This is a genomic window from Leifsonia sp. ZF2019 (assembly GCF_019924635.1).
In the GTDB taxonomy this organism is placed as follows: Bacteria; Actinomycetota; Actinomycetes; order Actinomycetales; family Microbacteriaceae; genus Leifsonia.
On sequence record NZ_CP065037.1, the window covers coordinates 2,497,995 to 2,515,618 of the forward strand.

Annotated in this window: 15 protein-coding genes; 10 read left to right on the plus strand and 5 right to left on the minus strand. The window is 70.7% G+C overall.

Annotated features, from left to right (window positions below):
- Positions 1-72: 72 nt before the first annotated feature.
- Together IT072_RS12210 and glnA are read right to left on the minus strand one after the other, a co-directional pair.
- Entirely contained in the window at positions 73-3,078 is a 3,006-nt protein-coding gene (locus IT072_RS12210; protein ID WP_223356968.1) for a bifunctional [glutamine synthetase] adenylyltransferase/[glutamine synthetase]-adenylyl-L-tyrosine phosphorylase, read from the minus strand.
- Positions 3,079-3,085: 7 nt separating this feature from the next.
- The gene (gene glnA, locus IT072_RS12215) at positions 3,086-4,423 is read right to left on the minus strand and encodes a type I glutamate--ammonia ligase (protein ID WP_223356969.1); all 1,338 of its coding nucleotides are present in this window, start codon (positions 4,421-4,423) and stop codon (positions 3,086-3,088) included.
- An 81-nt stretch (positions 4,424-4,504) separates the two neighbouring features.
- On the opposite strand from glnA, the gene panB reads away from it, so the two are divergent.
- Positions 4,505-5,356 (plus strand): 3-methyl-2-oxobutanoate hydroxymethyltransferase, encoded by an 852-nt coding sequence (panB, locus tag IT072_RS12220; RefSeq protein WP_223356970.1) that lies wholly within the window; start codon positions 4,505-4,507, stop codon positions 5,354-5,356.
- 6 nt (positions 5,357-5,362) lie between these two features.
- On the opposite strand, the gene IT072_RS12225 is transcribed toward panB, so the two are convergent.
- On the minus strand, positions 5,363-5,575 hold the full coding sequence (locus tag IT072_RS12225; protein ID WP_223356971.1) for an SPOR domain-containing protein: 213 nt from the start codon (positions 5,573-5,575) through the stop codon (positions 5,363-5,365).
- 12 nt (positions 5,576-5,587) lie between these two features.
- On the opposite strand from IT072_RS12225, the gene map reads away from it, so the two are divergent.
- Positions 5,588-6,454 (plus strand): type I methionyl aminopeptidase, encoded by an 867-nt coding sequence (gene map, locus IT072_RS12230; protein WP_223356972.1) that lies wholly within the window; start codon positions 5,588-5,590, stop codon positions 6,452-6,454.
- Here the strand turns inward: map and IT072_RS12235 are convergent.
- Positions 6,441-7,898, minus strand: a complete 1,458-nt coding sequence (locus IT072_RS12235) for an MDR family MFS transporter (RefSeq protein ID WP_223356973.1) — start codon at positions 7,896-7,898, stop codon at positions 6,441-6,443. The genes map and IT072_RS12235 overlap by 14 nt on opposite strands.
- A gap of 69 nt (positions 7,899-7,967) precedes the next feature.
- Between IT072_RS12235 and IT072_RS12240 the strand changes: the two genes are divergently transcribed.
- The 8 genes from IT072_RS12240 to IT072_RS12275 all read left to right on the plus strand — a co-directional run bounded on the left by IT072_RS12240 (position 7,968) and on the right by IT072_RS12275 (position 17,301).
- The gene (locus IT072_RS12240) at positions 7,968-8,588 is read left to right on the plus strand and encodes a TetR/AcrR family transcriptional regulator (RefSeq protein ID WP_223356974.1); all 621 of its coding nucleotides are present in this window, start codon (positions 7,968-7,970) and stop codon (positions 8,586-8,588) included.
- Between the two features lie 10 nt (positions 8,589-8,598).
- Positions 8,599-9,354, plus strand: a complete 756-nt coding sequence (gene ppgK, locus IT072_RS12245) for a polyphosphate--glucose phosphotransferase (RefSeq protein WP_223356976.1) — start codon at positions 8,599-8,601, stop codon at positions 9,352-9,354.
- 214 nt (positions 9,355-9,568) lie between these two features.
- Positions 9,569-9,658: a potassium-transporting ATPase subunit F gene (locus IT072_RS12250; RefSeq protein ID WP_223356978.1), complete on the plus strand. Its 90-nt coding sequence runs from the start codon at positions 9,569-9,571 to the stop codon at positions 9,656-9,658.
- Between the two features lies 1 nt (position 9,659).
- Positions 9,660-11,324: a potassium-transporting ATPase subunit KdpA gene (gene kdpA, locus IT072_RS12255; RefSeq protein ID WP_223356980.1), complete on the plus strand. Its 1,665-nt coding sequence runs from the start codon at positions 9,660-9,662 to the stop codon at positions 11,322-11,324.
- A 4-nt stretch (positions 11,325-11,328) separates the two neighbouring features.
- The gene (gene kdpB / locus IT072_RS12260; RefSeq protein WP_442786760.1) at positions 11,329-13,488 is read left to right on the plus strand and encodes a potassium-transporting ATPase subunit KdpB; all 2,160 of its coding nucleotides are present in this window, start codon (positions 11,329-11,331) and stop codon (positions 13,486-13,488) included.
- A 23-nt stretch (positions 13,489-13,511) separates the two neighbouring features.
- Positions 13,512-14,120 (plus strand): potassium-transporting ATPase subunit KdpC, encoded by a 609-nt coding sequence (gene kdpC, locus IT072_RS12265; protein WP_223356981.1) that lies wholly within the window; start codon positions 13,512-13,514, stop codon positions 14,118-14,120.
- Between the two features lie 2 nt (positions 14,121-14,122).
- A complete protein-coding gene (locus IT072_RS12270) occupies positions 14,123-16,612 on the plus strand; it encodes a DUF4118 domain-containing protein (protein ID WP_223356983.1) in 2,490 nt (829 codons plus the stop codon).
- On the plus strand, positions 16,609-17,301 hold the full coding sequence (locus IT072_RS12275) for a response regulator (protein WP_223356986.1): 693 nt from the start codon (positions 16,609-16,611) through the stop codon (positions 17,299-17,301). Before IT072_RS12270 ends, IT072_RS12275 begins: the two co-directional genes overlap by 4 nt.
- On the opposite strand, the gene IT072_RS12280 is transcribed toward IT072_RS12275, so the two are convergent.
- Positions 17,274-17,585, minus strand: coding sequence for a hypothetical protein (locus IT072_RS12280; RefSeq protein ID WP_223356987.1), 312 nt, complete (start codon positions 17,583-17,585; stop codon positions 17,274-17,276). The genes IT072_RS12275 and IT072_RS12280 overlap by 28 nt on opposite strands.
- Between the last annotated feature and the right edge of the window lie 39 nt (positions 17,586-17,624).

A 17,624-nucleotide genomic window follows, 5' to 3' on the forward strand; every position in this document is an offset into this window, starting at 1 on the left:
TCGACTGTAGCGACCTGTGCGGAGTCTCCCAATGCGAGACCGCGGGCCCCGGCCGAGGACAGTCGAACCAGCTCAGCCCGTGGGTGCCGGCCGCTCCTGGATGCCGTAGAAGCTGCGCTCGAAGACGGCGCGGGCACGGCGGGTGACGGCGAGGTAGTCCTCCTCCAGCCGGGTCGCGGAGCCCGGCGGGTACTCCATCAGGCGGGCGACGCCGTCGAGGGCGACACGGTCGGAGGGGAGGACATCGGCGGTCTTGTTCGTCCAGAGGGTCATCGCCGAGCGGGCGCGTGAGGCGAAGACCCACGCCTCGCGGAGCTTGGCGGCGTCCTCCTCGGTGACGAAGCCGTGCTCGGCGGCGACGGCGAGGGCGTCGAGGGTGCTCGGTGTGCGCAGGGCCGGGATCGCCGCGCCGTGCTCCAGCTGGATGAGCTGCACGAACCACTCGACGTCGCTGAGGGAGCCGCGGCCGAGCTTCAGGTGGCGGGAGGGATCGGCGCCCTGCGGCAGGCGCTCGTTCTCGACGCGGGCCTTGATGCGCTTGACCTCGCGGATCTGGCGCTCGCCGATCTCGGCCGGGTAGCGGACCTCGTCGGCGAGAGCGTCGAAGGCGTCGAGGAGGGCCTCGTCTCCGGCGACGCCCCGCGCGCGCAGGAGGGCCTGCGCCTCCCAGGTCAGCGACCAGCGCTCGTAGTACGCGCGGTACGAGTCCAGCGAGCGCACCGGGGTGCCGTTCTTGCCCTCGGGGCGGAGCCCGATGTCGAGGTCGAGCGGGAGGATGTTGTCCTCGGTGAGTCGCGAGAGGTCCGAGACGATCGCGAGGGCGGCGCGATGCGCTTCGTCCTGCTCGGCGGTGAGCGGACGGAAGACGTACATGACGTCCGCGTCCGAGCCGAACCCCAGCTCGCGTCCGCCGAACCGCCCCATGCCGATCACGGCGAACTCGAACGCGTCCGCGTCGCCGCGCGCCGCGCGGATCGCGGCCAGCACGCCGGCGATCACGTTCTCGGTGACGGCGCTCAACCCGTGCGCCAGCTCCTCGATCGTCGCGAAGCCCAGGATGCCCGAGAACGCCAGCCTCAGCACCTCCCGACGACGCACCGCGCGCAGAGCGGCGGCCGCCGTCTCCGCGGAATCGTGGCGCGCCAGGATGGCCGCCGTCTCCTCCCGGAGCAGCTCGGCCGAGCGCGGGCGCAGCTCGTCCTCCGTCTCGAGCCAGGCGACCGACTCGGGGATGCGTCCCAGAAGCTCACCGGCGAATCGCGATCCCGAGAGCACCCGGGTCAGACGCTCGGCCGCTCCGGTGGAATCGCGCAGCATCCGCAGGTACCAGTGCGTGGAGCCGAGATCCTCGCTGAGACGGCGGAAGGTCAGGAGACCGTAATCGGGATCCGCGCCGTCGGCGAACCACTGCAGCATCACCGGCAGCAGGTGGCGCTGGATGGTCGCGCGCCGCGAGACCCCCGAGGTGAGCGCCCCGATGTGGGCGAGCGCCCCGCGCGGGTCGCGGAAACCGATCGCTGCGAGCCGCGCCTCGGCCTGGGCGCTCGTGAGCGCGAAGTCCTCGCTCGGCGTGGCCGCGACGGCGCTGAGCAGCGGACGGTAGAAGAGCCGCTCGTGCAGCCCGCGCACGCGGTGCTTGATCTCGTTCCAGCGGGCGAACAGCTGGGCGGCGCTCGGCGCGAGGCCCGTCGCTCGCGCCAGGATGCGCTGGTCGCCCTCGTCACGGGGCATCAGATGGGTGCGGCTCAGGTGCCGCAGCTGGATGCGGTGCTCGATCAGCCGCAGCGTGCGGTAGTCCTGCGCGAACGCCGCCGCCTCCTCTCGGCCGATGTACCCCTGCGCGGCCAGGGCGGCGAGGGCCGAGAGCGTGTCGCGCTGCCGCACCTGGTCGTCGGTCTGGCCGTGTACGAGCTGGAGCAGCTGCACGGTGAACTCCACGTCGCGCAACCCGCCCGGTCCGAGCTTCAGCTGGTAGTGGACCTCGTCGTCCGGGATGTGCTCGGTGACGCGCTCGCGCATCCGCTGCACCGACTCGACGAAGTTCTCGCGCGACGCGCTGCTCCACACCTTGGGTGCGAGCGCCGCAAGATAGCGCTCCCCCAGCCCCGGGTCTCCGGCGAGCGGGCGTGCCTTGAGCAGAGCCTGGAACTCCCAGCCCTTGGCCCAGCGGTCGTAGTAGGCGACGTGCGACTCGAGTGTGCGCACGAGGGCGCCGTCCTTGCCCTCCGGACGCAGATTGGGGTCGACCTCCCACAGACCCGGCTCGATGGCCGGCTCGTGGATGCCGCGCATCGTGAGCATCGCGAGCCGCGTCGCGATGTCGACCGCGCGGCCTCCGCTCAGCCCGGCCTCGTCGTCGCCTTCGGTGACGAAGATGACGTCGACGTCGCTGACGTAGTTGAGCTCCCGGGCACCGGCCTTGCCCATCCCGATGATCGAGAACCGGGTGGCGCGCACCTCGTCCTCCGGGAAGCGTCCGGGTCCGGTGCCGCTGGTCTGGCGGCGCGCGACGGCGAGGGACGCCTCCAACGCGGCCGCGGCCAGGTCGGAGAGCGCTGCGGCCACGGCGTCGAAGCCGGCGACCGGGTCCTCCTGCTCGAGGTCGAAGCTCGCGATCTGCACGAGGCGCCGACGGTAGCGGACCCGCAGCGCGGTCCAGGCCTGCTCCTCGACGAGTGCGGCGAAGCCGTCTACCGCCCCCACCGAATCGAGGAGGTCGAGCCGGAGCTCGTCCGCGGTCGGAAGCGCCGTGACCGGGTGATCGAGTGCGGCGAGCTCGGCGGGCTGCCGCAGGAAGAACTCGGCCGCGCCCTCCGACGCCCCGATCACCCGCAGCACTCTGCGTGCGTCGTTGCGCGACGGGACGTAGCGCGCGCTCTGCACCGGCGCGTGCTGCAGGAGACGCAGCGCGAGAGCCAGCGCGTTGTCCGGATCCGCGGCGGCGCTCAGCGGGGGCAGGAGGTCGTCGACCGGGAACCCCGTGAGGGCGGCCAGCTCGTCGAGCTCGGCCCGGACGGAGCTCAGCCCGACGAAGCCGGCGCGCGCCAGCACCGTGAGGGAGAGCTGCTCGCGCGACACGACCGGGTCAGAGGATCTCGAGGTTGGTCCGCAGCTCGTACGGCGTGACCTGTGCGCGGTACTCCGCCCAGTCTTTGCGCTTGTTGAGGAGCACGTAGTTGAAGACCTGCTCCCCCAGCGTCTCCGCGACCAGCTCGGACTCCTCCATCAGCGAGATGGCGTGGTCCAGGCTCGCCGGCAGCTGGTTGTAGCCGAGGGCACGGCGCTCCGTGTCGCTCAGGGCCCACACGTTGTCCTCCGCCTCCGGCGGCAGCTCGTACTGGCCCTCGATGCCCTTGAGGCCCGCGGCCAGCATGAGCGAGAAGGCGAGGTACGGGTTGGCGGCGGAGTCGATGGCGCGGTACTCGACGCGCGAGCTCTGGCCCTTGTTGGGCTTGTAGAGCGGCACGCGCACGAGCGCCGAACGGTTGTTGTGGCCCCAGCAGACGAAGCTGGGCGCCTCGTCGCCGCCCCACAGGCGCTTGTAGGAGTTGACGAACTGGTTCGTCACCGCCGTGATCTCGGGCGCGTGCTTCAGCAGCCCCGCGATGAACTGGCGGCCCACCTTCGAGAGCTGGTACTGCGCGCCGGCCTCGAAGAACGCGTTCGTGTCACCCTCGAAGAGCGACATGTGGGTGTGCATCCCGCTGCCGGGCTGGCCCGACAGCGGCTTCGGCATGAACGTCGCGTAGACGCCCTGCTCGATCGCGACCTCTTTGACGACGGTGCGGAACGTCATGATGTTGTCGGCCGTGGTGAGGGCGTCCGCGTAGCGCAGGTCGATCTCGTTCTGGCCGGGGCCCGCCTCGTGGTGGCTGAATTCGACCGAGATGCCGAGATCCTCCAGCATCCGCACGGACCGCCGGCGGAAGTCGTGCGCGGTGCCGCCCGGGACGTTGTCGAAGTAGCCGGCGGAGTCGACCGGCTCGGGGCCGTTCTCGTCGAAGGCGGACGACTTCAGCAGGTAGAACTCGATCTCCGGGTGCGTGTAGAAGGTGAAGCCGCGGTCGGCCGCCTTCTCGAGCGTGCGCTTGAGCACGTTGCGCGGGTCGGAGACGGACGGCTGGCCGTCGGGCGTCGTGATGTCGCAGAACATCCGCGCCGTCGGATCGATCTCCCCGCGCCACGGGAGGATCTGGAACGTCGTGGGGTCGGGGTGCGCCAGCAGGTCGGACTCGTACGCGCGCGTGAGACCCTCGATCGCGGAGCCGTCGAAGCCGAGGCCCTCGCTGAACGCGCCCTCGACCTCCGCCGGCGCGATGGCGACCGACTTCAGAGTGCCGACGACGTCGGTGAACCACAGCCTCACGAACTTGATGCCACGTTCCTCGATCGTCCGAAGAACGAAGTCGCGCTGCTTGTCCATCCTGCCCCTTTCGTCAGCCCCTCCAGACTAGTGGTTCCGGGGCTCCGAACGGGCTCGGGACGCGTCACTAGACTGAGGCGCATGACCGAGCAGTCACCCGTTCCGAGCGTCCACCCCGCCACCCCGTCGATGCAGTCGCTCAAGCGCGTGCGCACGCGGCACTTCCAGGCGGCGAAGGACGAGGGCTCGTCGTTCACCGGCCTCACCAGCTACGACATGCTCACGGCGCAGATCTTCGACGAGGCCGGGATCGACTTCCTGCTCGTCGGGGACTCGGCGGGCAACAACGTGCTGGGCTACGACACGACCCTCCCGGTCACGGTCGACGAGCTCATCCCGCTCACCCGCGCGGTGGCGAAGGCCGTCAAGCGCGCCTTCGTGGTCGCCGACATGCCGTTCGGCTCGTACGAGACGGGGGTGGAGGACGCGCTGCACACCGCGGTCCGGTTCATGAAGGAGACCGGCGCCCACGCGGTCAAGCTGGAGGGCGGCGTGCGCAGCGCCGACCAGATCCGGCGCATCGTGGATGCGGGCATCCCGGTGATGGCGCACATCGGGTTCACACCGCAGAGCGAGCACGGGCTCGGCGGCCACCTGATCCAGGGTCGCGGCGAGGGAGCCGAGCAGCTGCTGGCCGATGCGCACGCCGTGGAGGATGCGGGCGCGTTCGCCGTCGTGCTCGAGATGGTCCCGGCCGCGGTGGCGCAGCGTGTCACGCAGGAGCTGCGCATTCCCACGATCGGCGTCGGCGCGGGCCCGCACGTCGACGGTCAGCTGCTGGTGTGGACGGACTGGGCCGGCTTCACGACCGGCCGCGTGCCGAGCTTCGTCAAGCAGTACGCCGACCTCAAGACGGTGCTCTCGGGCGCCGCCGCGGCGTACAAGGCGGACGTGCAGTCCGGCGCGTTCCCCGGGCCGGACCACAGCTTCTAGAAGAGGTCAGCGGCCGTCGGCCGCGTCCTCCTCGGCCCACTTGGCACTGTTCTCGCGCAGCTTCTCGAGCGCGTGCTCGGCCTCCTCGCGAGTGTCAAACGGCCCGACGCGATCAGGCGCCGGGGACAGGAAGCCCTGCTCCACGGCGCCGGTCTTCATGTTGTACCAGTACTTGTGCTCCGCGTCCTGCGTGATGCCGTACTCGTTCTCACCGGTCATAAGCTTGATCCTATGCCCAAGGATTCCGCCGGCCACCTGATCCCCGGTCGTGTCACCGCGACGCGTCCCGTGCCCGCGCGCATCCCGCGGCCCGAGTACGTCGGGAAGCCCTCGCCCGCGCCCAACACGCGCGGCGACGTGTACTCGCCCGACGAGATCGCGCTCATCCGGGCGTCGGGGCGGATCGCCGCGCAGGCGATCGCCCTGGTCGGCGAGGCGGTGCGGCCGGGCGTGACCACCGAGGAGCTGGACGCGATCGGGCACGAGTTCCTGATCGCGCACGACGCCTACCCGTCGACGCTCGGCTACCGCGGGTACCCGAAGTCGATCTGCAGCTCGGTCAACGAGGTGGTGTGCCACGGCATCCCGGACGACACCGTGATCGAGGAGGGCGACATCGTCAACATCGACATCACCGCGTACAAGGACGGTTTCCACGGCGACAGCAACCAGACCTTCATCGCGGGCACCGCGAGCGAGGAGGTCACCCTCCTCGTCGAGCGCACCCGCGAGGCGCTGAACCGCGGCATCAAGACCGTCGCCCCCGGCCGCCAGGTCAACGTCATCGGGCGGGCCATCGAGTCGTACGCCAAGCGCTTCGGCTACGGGGTCGTGCGCGACTTCACCGGGCACGGCGTAGGCGCCACGTTCCACTCGGGCCTGATCATCCCCCACTACGACTCGGCTCCGGCCTACGACGACGTGATGGAGGTGGGGATGGTGTTCACGATCGAGCCCATGCTCACCCTCGGGACGCACGAGTGGGACATGTGGGCGGACGACTGGACCGTCGTGACGCGCGACCGCAGCATGACAGCCCAGTTCGAGCACACGCTCGTCGTCACCGAGCGCGGCGCCGAGGTGCTCACGCTCCCCTGACCGCGGGGCCGGCGACCGGCTCCGCGACCGGGGCCGGCGCGACCGCGCCCGCATCCTGCGGGCGCCTCGGCCCGGCGGACGGCAGCACGAACGCGATCGCCACGCCCAGCACCGTGGCGCCGACCGCCACCCAGAAGGCGGACGAGAAGGCAGCGTCGAGCGTGGACCCGCCGAGCACCGCCGCCTGCAGCAGCACGGCGAACACCGCCGTGCCGAACGAGCCGCCGAGTTGCTGCGCGGTGCGCGTGAGGATGCTGGAGTGGGCGATCTGCTCGCCGCTCAGTCCCTGATAGGAGGCGACCATGAGCGGCATCGTGACCGCGCCGAGACCGAAGCCGCGGACGAACAGCGCGACGAGCAGCAGCGGGTCGGCCGACGCCGGCAGTCCGAGCGCGAACGGCACGGTCGCGACCGCGACGATCGCGAAGCCGACCACAGCGATCCAGCGCGCACCGATCCGGTCGATCAGTCGCCCGGCGAGCGGGCGGCAGGCGAGCATCCCGAGCCCCTGGGACACCAGGAGAAGCCCGGCGCCGAGCGCGTCCACACCGCGCATCTGCTGGAAGAACAGCGGAAGGAGCAGCATCGCACCGTAGAGGGCGACACCGGAGAGGAAGAGGAGGGTGGAGGCCGACCACACCGACCGCACCCGCAGCAGCCGCACATCGACCAGCGCGTCCCCGCGACGGTGGACCGCCCAGAATCCGAAGCCCGCGACGAGCACGGCGCCCGCCACCAGCGGGATCCACGCGTCGGCCCGGGCGAAGCCGCCGTCGAGCACGGAGTCGGAGAGTCCCAGGAGGAGACCGGCCAGACCGGGCACGAGGAGCAGGACGCCGACGATGTCGAGGCGGCGACGCGGATCGCGCCCACGGTCGGAGGGCAGCATGCGCCAGGCCAGGATCAGTCCGACGACACAGAAGGGGATGTTGACCCAGAACACCCAGCGCCAGTCGCCGACGGCGAGGATGAGGCCGCCGAGCACCGGGCCGAGCACCGGACCGGCCATCGCGGGCAGACCCACCACGGCGGTGACGCGCCCCAGTTGTCTCCCGCCCGCGACCTCCATCACCATCGTGGTCATCACCGGCAGCATGAGACCTCCCCCGACGCCCTGGAGCACACGGAAGGCGATGAGGCTGTCGGCATTCCACGCGAGGCCGGACAGGATCGAGCCGAGGAGGAAGATCCCGAGGGCCGCCATCCAGACACGCTTGCCGCCGAACCGGGCGAGGCACCATGCCGACAGCGGCACGGTCGCGGCGAGCGCCAGCAGGTATCCCGTCGTCACCCATTGGATGTGCGCGACGTCCGTGCGCAGGTCGGTCGCCAGCGAGTGCAGGGCGATGCTGAGGATGGTCGTGTCGAAGACCACCGCGAGCGCTCCGACGACCAAGGCTGTCGCCGTGCGGACCACGGTCCTGTCGAGTTTCTCCGCTGCCATGAGCCCACTCCTTAAGATGCGTGTATGTATCTAAACGCCGACCATACGCCGATCGGATAAGATGCGCAAATGGACTCTAATTCCTCACCTTCTCGCCGCCGGCGCGGAGCGGAGCTCGAGAGCGCGCTCCTCGACGCCGCCTGGGAGGAGCTCGACGCCAACGGGTACGCGGCGCTTACGATGGAGGCCGTCGCGGCGCGCGCGGGGACGAGCCGGCCGGTCATCGCCCGCCGCTGGCCGACCAGGAGCGACCTGGCGATGGCCGCCATCCGCGCGCACTACGACGGCGACCCGATCGACGTCCCCGACCGCGGCAGCCTCCGCGCCGACGTACTCGACCTCCTCCGCCAGTTCAGTGCGCGGCGCAGCGGGCTCGTCGCGCTCATCATGCTGCGGTTCTCCGGCATCGTCAGCGAGGCGGAAGGCGGCGTGGCAGGACTTCGCGAGCGCCTCATCGCCCCGGGCCCGTCCATGCTGGACGAGATCCTCGACCGTGCCGACGCCCGCGGGGAGATCGATCGCAGCCGCCTGCCCGACATCGTGGCCGGCCTGCCGACGATGGCCCTCCGGCACGAGATGCTGATGACGCTCCAGCCGCCGGCGGACGAGACGCTGGTCGCCATCGTCGACGACCTGTTCCTGCCGCTCGCGACGGCCACCCTCGCGCCCTCCGCCCGCGACCCGCGGTAGATTCGTGGGCATGAGCGGTCAGAAGCACGCAATCGGCATCGACATCGGCGGAACGGGAATCAAGGGAGGGCTGGTCGACCTCGAGACCGGGGAGCTGATCAGCGACCGCGTCAAGCTGCCGACGCCCGAGGGCGGCGAGCCCGACGGCATCGTCGAGGTCACCACGCAGATCGTCGACCAGCTGGCGGCGGAGGAGCCCGACGCGCCCGTCGGCGTCTGCTTCCCCGCCATCGTCAGCCACGGCGTCACCCTCTCGGCCGCGAACGTCTCCAAGAAATGGATCGACCTGCACGCCGAGGATCTGTTCGAGAAGGCGCTGGGCCGCGACATCCACTTCGTCAACGACGCCGACGCCGCCGGATACGCGGAGACCCGCTTCGGTGCCGCGAAGGGCAAGGACGGGTTGGTCATCATGACGACACTGGGCACCGGCATCGGCTCCGCCCTCATCTACGACGGTGTGCTCATCCCCAACGCCGAGCTCGGGCACCTCGAGGTCGACGGCCACGACGCCGAGTCGCGCGCCGCCTACTCCGCCAAGGAGCGCGACGACCTGAGCTGGGAGAAGTGGGCCAAGCGCCTCCAGAAGTACTACTCCACCCTCGAGTTCCTGTTCACCCCCGACCTGTTCATCGTCGGCGGCGGCGTCTCGAAGAACTACCAGGAGTTCCTCCCGCTGCTGAAGCTGAAGACCGAGATCGTCCCGGCTGTCCACCGCAACAACGCGGGCATCCTGGGGGCAGCGGCGCTGGCGGTCGCGAGCTAGCGCGAGCGATCCGCAAGGATTCCGCAGCGGGGCGTTAGGGATGCGTTAGGAGCGCCTCCGTGCGCCCCGCACGGGTGTGGACTCTCTCCTGCCCCGGTCGATCGGCCGGGGCGTCCTCGTGGATGGAGAGAGTCGTGCTGGACATCGTCTACCTCCTCGGAGTGGTCGTGCTCGCGCTCGTCGTGGGTCTGGCCGGCCGGGGGGTCGAGAAGCTGTGATCGTGATCGATGCGGTCGCGGCGCTGCTCGCCGTGGCCGCCGTCGCCTACCTGGTGGTGGCGCTCGTGAAGCCGGAGCGGTTCTGAGATGGGCGCGGACTCCGTGACGGGCACCTGGCTGTTCGTCGCCCAGTTGGCGACGCTCATCCTCCTGCTCGCCGTCGCCTACCGCCCCCTGGGGGACTACATGGCGCGCGTGTACACCACCGACCGCGACCTGGCCGTCGAGCGGGGCGTCTACCGGCTGATCGGCGTGGATGCGCGCAGCGGCCAGACCTGGCCCGCGTACCTGCGCGGCGTGCTGGCCTTCTCGGTCGTCGGCATCCTGATCGTCTACGGTCTCCAGCGGCTGCAGGAGTTCCTGCCCTACTCGCTGGGGATGCCCGCGGTGCCGGAAGGGACCGCGTTCAACACCGCGATCTCGTTCGTGACGAACACGAACTGGCAGTCGTACTCGCCGGACGCCACGCTGGGGTACACCGTGCAGTTCGCCGGATTGGCGGTGCAGAACTTCGTCTCCGCCGCCGTCGGCATGGCCGTCGCCGTCGCACTGGTGCGCGGGTTCGCGTCGCGATCGACCGGGACGATCGGCAACTTCTGGGTGGACATGATGCGCGGCACCGTGCGCATCCTGCTGCCGCTCTCGGTCGTCGCGGCCGTCGTCCTGATCGCGGGCGGGGTCGTGCAGAACGTCAACGGGTTCGAGCACGTGACGACCCTCACCGGAGCCGCCCAGTCGATCCCGGGCGGACCGGTCGCCTCGCAGGAGGCGATCAAGCTGCTCGGCACCAACGGCGGCGGCTTCTACAACGCCAACTCCGCGCACCCGTTCGAGAACCCGACCGCATGGACGAACCTCGTCGAGGTGCTGCTCATGCTCCTGATCCCCTTCTCGCTGCCGCGCACCTTCGGCACGATGGTCGGCGACAAGCGGCAGGGATACGCGATCCTGGCGACGATGGGGACCCTGTTCCTGGTGTCGCTCGTCGGCATGACGCTGTTCGAGGCCGCCAGCGGATCGATGGAGGGCAAGGAGACGGCCTTCGGCGTGCTCGGGTCGACACTGTTCAACACCACGAGCACCGCCACATCGACCGGCGCCGTGAACTCCATGCTCGACAGCTACAGCCCGCTCGGCGGGATGATGGCGATGATCAACATGATGCTGGGCGAGATCGTGCCCGGAGGCGTCGGCTCGGGGCTCTACGGCATCCTGGTCATCGCGATCATCGCCGTCTTCGTCGCGGGGCTGATGGTCGGCCGCACGCCGGAGTATCTCGGCAAGAAGCTCGGACCGCGGGAGATCAAGCTGGCGAGCCTCTACATCCTGACCACACCGACGCTGGTGCTCCTGGGCACCGGGCTCAGCTTCGCGATCCCGGCCGTCCGGGCGGACATCGAGAAGACGTCCATCCTCAATCCCGGACTGCACGGGTTCAGTGAGGTGCTCTACGCCTTCACCTCCGCCGCGAACAACAACGGCTCGGCCTTCGCCGGGCTCACGGCGGCGACCCCCTGGCTGAACACGGCCCTCGGCGTCGCGATGTTCCTCGGCCGTTTCCTGCCGATCGTGTTCGTTCTGGCGCTCGCCGGCTCGTTCGCGGCCCAGGGGCGCGTCCCCGCCACGGCAGGAACGCTCCCGACGCACCGGCCGCAGTTCGTCGGCCTGATGATCGGCACGGTCGTGCTGGTCTCCGCACTCACCTATTTCCCCGTTCTCGCGCTGGGTCCCCTGGCGGAAGGGCTCCAGTGACACCATGACCACACTCACCCCTCATCGCGGCATGCGCGCCCCCCAGGAGCGCACCCGCCCCTCCGGCGCCTTCAGTGGCGCCCAGTTGATCGCCTCCCTCCCCGGCGCACTGCGCAAACTCGACCCTCGCCTGATGTGGCGCAACCCGGTCATGTTCATCGTGGAGGTCGGCGCGGCTCTGACCACCGTGGTCGCCATCGCCCAGCCGTTCCTCGGCGCAGGAGGCGCCGGCCCGGCGGCCCTGGCCTTCACGTGGAGCATCGCCGTCTGGCTCTGGCTCACCGTCGTGTTCGCCAATCTGGCGGAGTCGGTGGCCGAGGGCCGCGGTAAGGCCCAGGCGGCCACGCTGCGCGCCACCCGCTCCACCACCCTCGCGAACCGCGTCGTGGGCTTCGACGAACAGGCCGACCCTGAGGCCGCGTCCGCCGCGCTCGAACAGGTCGCGTCGAGCGAGCTCGCCCTGGGCGACGTGGTCGTCATTGCGGCGGGCGAGGCGATTCCCGGCGACGGCGACGTGATCCGCGGCATCGCGACCGTGGACGAGTCCGCCATCACCGGCGAGTCCGCCCCCGTCGTCCGCGAGTCCGGCGGCGACCGCAGTGCCGTCACCGGCGGCACGCGCGTGCTCTCCGACCGCATCGTCGTGCGTATCACGTCGAAGCCCGGCGAGACCTTCGTCGACCGGATGATCGCGCTCGTGGAGGGCGCGTCGCGACAGAAGACGCCGAACGAGATCGCCCTCAACATCCTGCTGGCCAGCCTCTCGATCATCTTCGTCATCGTCGTGCTCGTGCTGCAGCCCGTCGCCGGCTACTCCGACGCGGCCCCGACCGTCCCGGTGCTCATCGCCCTGCTGGTGTGCCTCATCCCGACGACCATCGGCGCGCTCATCTCCGCGATCGGGATCGCCGGAATGGACCGGCTCGTGCAGCACAACGTGCTCGCGATGTCCGGCCGAGCGGTCGAAGCCGCGGGCGACGTCACGACGCTGCTGCTCGACAAGACCGGCACGATCACCTACGGCAACCGGCGCGCGAGCGAGTTCACCGCGATCGGAGGGGCCGATCCGGAGGATCTCATCCGTGCGGCCGCTCTCTCCTCGCTCAGCGACCCGACGCCGGAAGGCGTGTCGGTGCTCGACCTCGCTGCATCGCTCGGGCACGAGACGCCCACGACCGTCGAGGGCGAGATCGTCCCCTTCACGGCCCAGACCAGGATGAGCGGCCTCGACCTCCCCGACGGCTCGCAGGTGCGCAAGGGTGCGGCGAGCGCCGTCGTCGCCTGGGTGCGCGAGTGCGCGGCCGCGGCAGGCGCGACACCGCCCTCCTCCGCCGCACTGGCCGAGCTGGACGCCGAGGTGGAGCGCATCTCGCAGGTCGGCGGCACGCCGCTCGCCGTCGCGACACGCGGGGCCGACGGCAGCGCCGCCCTGCTGGGCACGATCTACCTCAAGGACGTCGTGAAGGAGGGGCTCGCCGAACGGTTCGCCGACCTGCGCAGGATGGGCATCCGCACCGTCATGGTCACCGGCGACAACCCCCTGACGGCGAAGGCGATCGCGGCGGAGGCCGGCGTGGACGACTTCCTCGCCGAGGCGAAGCCCGAGGACAAGCTCGCGCTCATCCGGCGCGAGCAGGAGGGCGGCGCCCTGGTCGCCATGACGGGCGACGGCACGAACGACGCCCCGGCCCTCGCCCAGGCCGACGTCGGGGTGGCCATGAACACGGGCACGTCGGCCGCGAAGGAGGCGGGCAACATGGTCGACCTCGACTCCGACCCGACCAAGCTGATCGACATCGTGCGCATCGGCAAGCAGTTGCTCATCACGCGCGGAGCGCTCACCACGTTCTCCATCGCCAACGACGTCGCGAAGTACTTCGCGATCATCCCGGCGATGTTCGTGGCGGCCTTCCCCGGCCTCTCCGCGCTCAACATCATGGGCCTGCACTCGCCCGCATCGGCCATCCTGTCGGCGGTGATCTTCAACGCCATCGTCATCGTCGCGCTCATCCCGCTCGCACTGCGCGGTGTGCGCTACCGACCCTCGGCCGCGTCGGCCCTGCTCGGCCGCAACCTGCTGATCTACGGGCTCGGCGGGATCATCGCCCCCTTCATCGGGATCAAGCTGATCGACCTCGTGGTCGCGTTGATCCCCGGATTCTGACACGCACGGATAAGGACACGACAATGAACGGCCTCCGCGGCGCCTGGCGCCAGTACTGGGTCGCCCTGCGCGCCATGATCGTCCTGACGATCGCGCTCGGCATCGCCTACACCTTCGTCATCACCGGGATCGGGCAGCTCGCGCTGCCCGCACAGTCGAACGGCTCGATCATCTCGGTGAGCGGGAAGCCGGTCGGCTCCGCCCTTCTCGGCCAGAGCTTCACCGACGCGCACGGGAAGCCGCTTCCGCAGTGGTTCCAGTCCCGTCCGTCGGCGGCGGGCGACGGCTACGACGGCGCCGCCTCCTCGGGCAGCAACCTCGCGGCGTCGAACCCCGCTCAGCAGAAGGCGGTCGAACAGCGCATCGCGACCATCGAGGCGAGTGATGGCGTGCCCGCGCACGCCATCCCGAGCGATGCCGTCACCGCCTCCGCCTCCGGGCTCGACCCGCACATCTCCCCCGCATACGCGCTCCTGCAGGTCGACAGGGTCGCGGCGGCGCGCGGCCTGCCTGCCGACCGGGTGCGCGCGCTCGTCGAGTCTAGGATGCAGGGACGGGACCTCGGCTATCTCGGGGACCCGACCGTGAACGTGCTCCAGCTCAACCTGGCCCTTTCGGAGATGGACAAGTAGACATGCCACGTGGTCGCCTGCGGGTGATGCTCGGCGCGGCGCCGGGCGTCGGCAAGACGTACGCGATGCTCGAGGAGGGCAAGCGCCTGCAGGGGCTCGGCAAAGACGTCGTGGTCGCGGTCGTGGAGACGCACGGTCGCGCTGCCACCGCCGCGATGCTCGACGGGCTCGAGGTCGTCCCCCGCCGGGTCGTCGAGCACCGCGGCGTTCAGCTGACCGAGCTCGACCTGGAGGCGGTGCTCGCGCGGGCCCCGCAGCTGGCCCTGGTCGACGAGCTCGCCCACACCGACGCCCCCGGGTCGCCGCACGCGAAGCGGTGGGAGGACGTCGACGCGATGCTGGACGCGGGCATCGATGTGATGTCGACGGTCAACATCCAGCACATCGAATCGCTGAACGATGTGGTCGAGCAGATCACCGGCGTACAGCAGCGGGAGACCATCCCGGACGCCGTGCTGCGCCGGGCCGACGTGATCGAGGTGGTCGACCTCGCCCCGCAGGCGCTGCGCGACCGGCTCACCGAGGGAGCCGTCTACCCGGCGTCGCGCATCGACGCGGCGCTGTCCAACTACTTCCGGCTCGGCAACCTCACCGCCCTGCGCGAGCTCGCGCTGCTCTGGCTGGCGGACGAGGTGGACAGCGCGCTGCAGAAGTACCGCGCCGAGCACGGCATCGCCGGCAAATGGGAGGCGCGCGAGCGCGTGGTCGTCGCCCTCACCGGCGGCCCGGAGGGCGAGACCCTGCTGCGTCGTGGCGCACGCATCGCCGCGCGGTCGGCGGGCGGCGAGCTGCTCGCCGTCCATGTCACGAGCGAGGACGGCCTCCGCACCGGCGCCCCCGGCACCCTGGCGGCGCAGCGTGCGCTGGTCGAGCAGCTCGGCGGCAGCTACCACCAGGTCGTCGGCAGTGACATCCCGCGCGCCCTGGTCGAGTTCGCCCGGGGCGAGAACGCCACCCAGCTCGTCATCGGCGTCTCACGGCGCAGCCGGCTCGCGGCGCTCCTCACCGGCCCCGGAATCGGCTCGACCGTCATCCGCGAGTCGGGCGACATCGACGTGCACATCGTGTCCCACTCCCGCGCCGGCGGACGGTTCTCGCTGCCGCGCCCGACGGGTGGCCTCACCGTGCGCCGACGCGTCCTGGGTTTCGCGCTGGCGCTGGTCGGCGGCCCCCTGCTCACCCTCCTCCTCACGAGCGTGCGCTCCGGCGAGTCGATGACGGCGGACGTCCTCAGCTATCAGCTTCTCGTGGTCATCGTCGCGCTCGTCGGAGGCATCTGGCCCGCCCTGTTCGCCGCCCTGCTTTCGGGCTTGACGCTCGACTTCTTCTTCGTCGACCCCCTCTACACGATCACGATCAGCGAGCCGCTGCACCTGCTCGCCCTCGTGCTCTATGTCGTGATCGCCGCTCTGGTCAGCCTCGTGGTCGACCAGGCCGCGCGACGCACCCGGGCGGCTCAGCGCGCGACCGCCGAGGCGGAACTGCTGGCGACGATCGCGGGCGGGGTCATCCGCGGACAGGACGCCCTGCAGGCGCTCATCACCCGCACCAGGGAGGCGTTCGGTCTCACCGGGGTACGCCTGCTCGACGGCGACGACGTCGTCTCGATCGACGGGGAGCCGGCGGACTCCGCGCACACGCAGCGCCTCCCGGTCGGTACCCGGGGCACTCTCGAGCTCTCGGGGCGCGACCTGGCCGCGAGCGACCGGAGGCTGCTCGGAGCCATCGTGGCTCAGCTCGACGCGGCGTTGGAGCACCGGGACCTCGCTGCGACCGCCTCGGAGCTGGGCCCGCTCGCCGAGGCGGACCGCGTGCGCAGCGCGCTCCTCGCCGCCGTCGGCCACGACCTCCGCCGCCCCCTCGCCGCCGCCACGGCCGCGGTCACCACCCTGCGCCAGACGGATCTCGCCCTGAGCGACGAGGATCGGGAGGACCTCCTCGAGACCGCGGAGGACAGCCTCGACGGCCTGGCGACGCTCGTCACCAACCTGCTCGACGTGAGCCGCGTGCAGGCAGGGGTGCTGGGCGTCTCCCTCGCTCCGACGGAGCTCGACGATGTGATCTCGCCGGCGTTCGACGAGCTCGGCGTCGGCCCGGCGGAGGTCGAGCTCGACATCGCTCCCGACCTTCCCGCGCTCGTCGCGGACGGCGTGCTGCTGCAGCGCGTCGTCGTGAACCTGGTGGGGAACGCCCTGCGCTACAGCCCGCCGGACCGTCTCCCGGTGCTGGCCGCGAGCGCGTTCGCCGGAATGGTGCAGGTGCGCGTGATCGACCACGGTCCCGGCATCCCCGGCGAGCGGAGGGAGGCGGTCTTCCTGCCGTTCCAGCGCCTCGGGGATACGGACAACGACACGGGCATCGGCCTCGGCCTGGCCCTCTCCAAGGGCTTCGTGGAGGGGATGGGCGGAACGCTCGACGCCGAGGACACGCCCGGCGGTGGACTGACCATGGTGGTGTCGCTGCCCGCGGCGACGGAGGAGGAGCCTGCGTGAAGATCCTGATCGCCGACGACGACCGGCAGATCCTCCGCGCCCTGCGCATCCTGCTGACCGCACGCGGATACGACGTGCTCACCGCGAGCACCGGCGCCGAGGCGCTGTCGGAGGCCGTCGAGCACCATCCGGACCTCGTCATGCTCGATCTCGGGATGCCCGAGCTCAACGGCATCGAGGTCATCGAGGGGCTGCGCGGATGGTCGACCGTGCCCATCCTGGTCGTCTCCGGTCGCACCGGCTCGGCCGACAAGGTGGACGCGCTCGACGCCGGCGCCGACGACTACGTGACGAAGCCGTTCGCCGCCGACGAGCTGCTCGCCCGCATCCGGGCGCTGACGCGCCGCCAGACCGGCGCGCCGGACGAGCCGGTGGTGACCTTCGGTGCGATCAGCGTCGACCTCGCCGCCCACCAGGTCACGCGGACGACCGTGGACGGCGTGGAGCATGTGCGGCTCACGCCGACCGAGTGGGCCATCCTCGAGGTGCTCGTGCGCAACCCGCGCCGTCTGGTGACCCGCCAGGCACTGCTCACCCAGGTGTGGGGGCCGCAGTACACGAGCGACACCGGGTACCTGCGCCTGTACCTCGCTCAGCTGCGCAAGAAGCTGGAGCCGGAGCCCTCCCGTCCGCGGTACCTGCTCACCGAACCGGGGATGGGCTACCGGTTCTCCCCCGACGCAGACTGAGCGAGCTCCCCGAGTGCAGCCAACGCGCGCCCGGCCAGCAGGGTGATCGCGAGGGCGAGACCGAGCGCGACGACGCACGCGGTCATCCAGTAGCCGAGCGAGAAGGTGGAGATGCGGAAGACGTCGCCGGACAGGTCCATCGCCCAGTACATCGGCTCCGGCACGATCGACGGGCACACCAGCAGCACGGCGACGCACGAGGCGTAACCCACTCCGACCAGCACGAACACGCAGATCGCGAGCGCGCCCGCCCGGGAGACGAGCTGCGCGGTTCGCTCCTCCATGCCCCGCTCCCCCTCGCGTGCCTCCGTCGTGCTCGTGCA

What these genes read in the sequence shown, in the direction of transcription:
- kdpB (WP_442786760.1), top strand. Translation starts at nt 11,329, where the DNA reads ATGACCACACTCACCCCTCATCGCGGCATGCGCGCCCCCCAGGAGCGC.
- kdpC (WP_223356981.1), top strand. Translation starts at nt 13,512, where the DNA reads ATGAACGGCCTCCGCGGCGCCTGGCGCCAGTACTGGGTCGCCCTGCGC.
- ppgK (WP_223356976.1), top strand. Translation starts at nt 8,599, where the DNA reads ATGAGCGGTCAGAAGCACGCAATCGGCATCGACATCGGCGGAACGGGA.
- IT072_RS12270 (WP_223356983.1), top strand. Translation starts at nt 14,123, where the DNA reads ATGCCACGTGGTCGCCTGCGGGTGATGCTCGGCGCGGCGCCGGGCGTC.
- map (WP_223356972.1), top strand. Translation starts at nt 5,588, where the DNA reads ATGCCCAAGGATTCCGCCGGCCACCTGATCCCCGGTCGTGTCACCGCG.
- IT072_RS12280 (WP_223356987.1), bottom strand. Translation starts at nt 17,585, where the DNA reads ATGGAGGAGCGAACCGCGCAGCTCGTCTCCCGGGCGGGCGCGCTCGCG.
- IT072_RS12225 (WP_223356971.1), bottom strand. Translation starts at nt 5,575, where the DNA reads ATGACCGGTGAGAACGAGTACGGCATCACGCAGGACGCGGAGCACAAG.
- IT072_RS12235 (WP_223356973.1), bottom strand. Translation starts at nt 7,898, where the DNA reads ATGGCAGCGGAGAAACTCGACAGGACCGTGGTCCGCACGGCGACAGCC.
- IT072_RS12240 (WP_223356974.1), top strand. Translation starts at nt 7,968, where the DNA reads ATGGACTCTAATTCCTCACCTTCTCGCCGCCGGCGCGGAGCGGAGCTC.
- glnA (WP_223356969.1), bottom strand. Translation starts at nt 4,423, where the DNA reads ATGGACAAGCAGCGCGACTTCGTTCTTCGGACGATCGAGGAACGTGGC.
- kdpA (WP_223356980.1), top strand. Translation starts at nt 9,660, where the DNA reads ATGGGCGCGGACTCCGTGACGGGCACCTGGCTGTTCGTCGCCCAGTTG.
- panB (WP_223356970.1), top strand. Translation starts at nt 4,505, where the DNA reads ATGACCGAGCAGTCACCCGTTCCGAGCGTCCACCCCGCCACCCCGTCG.